Genomic DNA, 4371 nt, shown 5'->3' on the forward strand with positions numbered 1-4371 from the left:
TACGGAGGGGACGTATCGTGTCTTGGCCGCATACCGTCGGCCTCTCCAGCTGATCACCAGGGTGAATTCTAGATTGGCTTCCAGAACTGCGGATACCGGAATGCGCTGGTCCCGGTCAAAGGAGGGATCCGGGACGTAGATTCCACTGCCGGGGTCGAGTTGGGTCAGGCTGGAGGTTCCCGTATTTCCTTCGGGAAAACCTTCTTCATTGAGTTCCTGAATGATGATTACGATTTCATCCACATCGGTAACGGGCTCGATGGTTCCGAAGAAATTTGAGGTTTGTGTCAGTTTAATCTCTACAGGGATCCACATTTGAGTGGTATCTACCCGTAAGAGTCCTTCCACGACCAGGCGGGGGTCTTCAGAAGGTGTTTCCACATCGATCACATCCTCACATCCCGTCAGGGCCGTGGCACAAACCAGAAAGTATAAAAACCACTTTTTCATCTGATCAGAATCTGAAATTATAGGTTATGGCCGGGACAATACCAAAAATAGACGTCCGTACAGCTTCATTGCGCCCGGTATCCTGGTTCTGCCTGAAATTGATGGACGCCGCATTCATTCTGTTGTAGACGTTGTAAATACTAAAGACCCATTCCCCCCTGAACTTTTTACCAAAAGGGTTTGAGGGCCTCAGGGTTGCCGCGATATCCAGGCGGTGAAAATCCGGGAGCCGTTCCTGGTTTCGCAGTCCGAAATAAGGAACTACCAGCCCTTCAAACTGAAACTGACCTATCGGATAATTGGTCGGTTGGCCGGTTTGATAGATGAAATTGGCGTTAAAGCTCCACTTTTTATTCAGTTCGTAATTGGCAAACAGCGTGATATCGTGGGTTTTGTCGTAAGGCGTACTATACCACTCGCCCAGGTTTATGCCTGTTTCCATTCCCGAGCGTCCGTTGTCGATACCCAAATCACGTCCCGGGGTTCGCTGCTCCGAACGGGACAGGGTATAGGCAAGCCAGCCCGTGAGTGCCCCGGTATTTTTCCGCAAAAGAAACTCCCACCCATAGGCCCGGGCTTCCCCATTGAGGATGACTTGTTCTATGGCGTTATTGGCGATCAGGTTGGCCCCGTCGATATAGTCGATTCGGTTTTGCACATCCTTGTAAAACACTTCGGTCTCTATACTGTACTCCCCGTTTTTGGAATTTCGGAAGTATCCCAGGGCGTACTGGTCCAGCAATTGAGGTTCTACGTACGGCCCGCTCGGGGTCCAGACATCCAGAGGGGTAGGGGAACTTGTATTCGAAAGCAAATGGAGGTATTGGGCCATCCGCGTATAACTCGCTTTCACGGAATTCCTGTCATTCATGGCATAGGCGATGGAAAACCGCGGTTCCAGGTTGAAAAAATTGGCCAGGGTCTCCCCCCGTCCGGAGGTCAGGGTGTCAATAGGCGTTCCTTCCTGATACACCAGGCTGAAAGGATCAAAATCAACAGGGTTGTCGTTTTCATAGACGTAAAATTCATCCTGCCCGAGCCGGTTAAACTGACTGATGCGCAACCCATAGCCGAGGCTGATCTTATCCGTGATCTCATGTGAAACGTCCACATAGGCGGCGTTTTCGTTGGCGTATTTTTTAGTCAGCTGCTCTTCGATGATTCCTGAATCTTCTCCATTGGGAATGATCTTCCCCGGGTTAAAGACATAATAAATACTGTTGAGTCCGTAGTTGACCTGAAGTTTGTCGCTCAGATAGTGCTTTAAATCGTATTTCAGGTTGAAATTCTGGATGCCCGAATCCCATTCAAAACCGACAAAGTCCAGTTCCAGACCGTAGTAATAATCCGAATAGATCAGGGAGAGGTTCGAAAAGAGTTTATCTGAAAAAATATGGTTCCACCTGAAATTAATGACTGCATTGCCGTACGTATTGACAAAAAGATCGCTAAGGCTGAAAAGGTCACGCCCGAAATACCCTGAGAGGAAGAGGCTGTTCCGGTCATCGACCTTAAAATTTAGTTTGGTATTCAGGTCGTAGAAATAGGCACGGTTATCGATATCAAAAAGGGGGGTAAACAAGTGGGCATATGAAGCCCTTCCCCCGATAAGAAAGGCGGCTCTGTCTTTTACTATGGGCCCTTCTGCCAAAAGCCTGCTCGCCACGGCGCCGATACCGCCACTCATGTGAAATTCTTTGCTGTTCCCTTCTTTTTGGAAAATCTCCAGGACAGAGGAAACCCTGCCCCCGTAACGCGCCGGAATTCCACCTTTGAAGAGTTTGACATCTTTTATCGCATCCGGGTTGAATACTGAAAAGAATCCGAAGAGGTGGGAGGAATTGAAAATGATAGCTTCGTCGAGGAGGATTAAGTTCTGGTCCACAGCACCACCCCTGACGTTAAAGCCTGAGGAAGCCTCCCCGGCATTGGTCACCCCCGGAAGCAAAATAATGGATTTTATGACATCGGCTTCCCCGAGGACCACCGGGATTTGCTTGATGGTTTCGACCGAAAGGGCAGACACACTCATTTGGGGTTTTCGTATATCCAGGCGTTCCACGTCTTCGGTCAGTACAACTTCGTCCAGCTGTTCCGCCTCTTCATCCATCTGAAAATCAAGACGCTGGCTCGAATTCAGGGTCACTTCCCGCCGGATGTCCTGAAATCCCAGATAGGTTACTACCACTTCATAAGTGCCCTCGGGGAGGGTCAGGGAGTAAAAACCGTATTCATTGGTCACTGCTCCCGTGCTCAGCTCGGGCACCAGGATACTCACTCCTATAAGGGTTTCATTACTCTTAGCTTCACTTACGGTACCGCTTAAAGTATATCGGTTTTGTGCATTCAGGAAGGAAACGGCCAGCAGGGCACATACAAAAAAGGGTAGCCTCATGGAATGGAAAAGCAATTTTTTTTAAATATAGGCGTTCTCTTCTATTTCAAGTGGGTACCTCGGGCATGTCCTACGATTCGCTCAGCGACATTTTTTCAGTTCCCATGCTCTAAAAAATACTCCTGCATGTTCATTGCAGTTTGGCAATCTCCCAGCAGTAGCTTTACAAAATAACTACCGCCTTAGCCAAGTGCACTACCCCATGGTAGTATGTTATTGGGAAGCATATCGCGGTATGGAACGGCAAGCCCTGACTATGACATATTCTTAAAGAATCAGCTTCTATAAGTGTCCCTACAGCTGATCGATTATCTGGTTTAAAGTGGTACTGGGGCGCATGGCCGCATCCCGTTTGTGAGGATCGGGCAGGTAATACCCACCGATATCCTGTGGAGTGCCCTGGGCAGCAAGAAGCTCGGAGGTAATGTCCGGTGCGGCGTCAGTCAGCGCACGGGCTATACCCTGAAAAATATCCCGGAGTTCTGCATCCCCGGTCTGGCCGGAAAGGGCCTGAGCCCAATACAGGGCCAGGAAAAAATGACTTCCGCGGGTATCGAGTTCCCCCACTTTTCGGGAGGGGGATTTGTTTTCATCCAGGAATTTTTCGGTAGCCAGGTCCAGTGTTTCGGACAAGACCCTGGCCTTTGCATTGTCGTATTTCTGGCTGAAGTGCTCCAGAGAAACCGCAAGGGCCATAAATTCCCCCAGGGAATCCCATCTCAGGTGTCCTTCTTCCAGAAATTGTTGTACGTGTTTTGGGGCAGAACCTCCGGCTCCTGTTTCAAAAAGCCCTCCTCCCTGCATTAGAGGGACTATTGAAAGCATTTTGGCACTGGTTCCAACTTCCAAAATTGGAAAAAGGTCCGTGAGATAGTCCCTGAGGACATTCCCTGTAACTGAAATGGTATCCTTCCCTTCACGGATCCTTTCAAGGGTGTACCAGGTGGCCGCTTCCGGTGAGAGAATCCGGATATCCAGTTTTTCCCGAACCGCTTCAGGAAGATAGGTGTCCACCTTCGAAATCAATTCCCGGTCATGGGCCCGCTGTGCATCGAGCCAGAAAACAGCCGGGGTACCCGACTCTTCTGACCGGCGCACGGCCAGCTGAATCCAGTCCTGTACGGCGGCATCGGTTACGGAGCACATCCGCCAGATATCGCCTGGCGCCACCTTATGCGTTAAAAGGACTTCTCCCGAGACGTTGTCGATCACCTTTACACTTCCCGCCTGTGCTATTTCAAATGTTTTGTCGTGCGAACCGTATTCCTCGGCCTTCTGCGCCATAAGTCCCACGTTGGGAACGGATCCCATCGTTCGCGGATCCAGGGCCCCGTATTTCTTACAAAAATTTATAGTGGCCTCGTAGATACCGGCATAGCTGCTGTCCGGAATAACGGCCATCGTATCCTGAGATTTCCCTTCCGCATTCCACATCTGACCGGAATTGCGAATCATAGCGGGCATGGAGGCATCGATGATGACGTCGCTGGGAACGTGCAGGTTGGTTATTCCTTTATCGGAGTTTA

General features: G+C 49.9%; 2 protein-coding genes and 1 pseudogene. All 3 read right to left on the minus strand.

What is annotated here, in order from left to right; all coding sequences use genetic code 11:
- Positions 1–450, minus strand: a pseudogene (locus WBV75_RS10605) (DUF4249 domain-containing protein); the annotation flags it as partial.
- A 4-nt stretch (positions 451–454) separates the two neighbouring features.
- The gene (locus tag WBV75_RS10610; RefSeq protein ID WP_424120583.1) at positions 455–2845 is read right to left on the minus strand and encodes a TonB-dependent receptor; all 2391 of its coding nucleotides are present in this window, start codon (positions 2843–2845) and stop codon (positions 455–457) included.
- A 294-nt stretch (positions 2846–3139) separates the two neighbouring features.
- Positions 3140–4371: NADP-dependent isocitrate dehydrogenase (locus WBV75_RS10615; RefSeq protein WP_424120584.1), on the minus strand; the 1232-nt coding region annotated here is incomplete at its 5' end.

This window comes from Robiginitalea sp., assembly GCF_049588695.1.
Lineage (GTDB): Bacteria > Bacteroidota > Bacteroidia > Flavobacteriales > Flavobacteriaceae > Robiginitalea.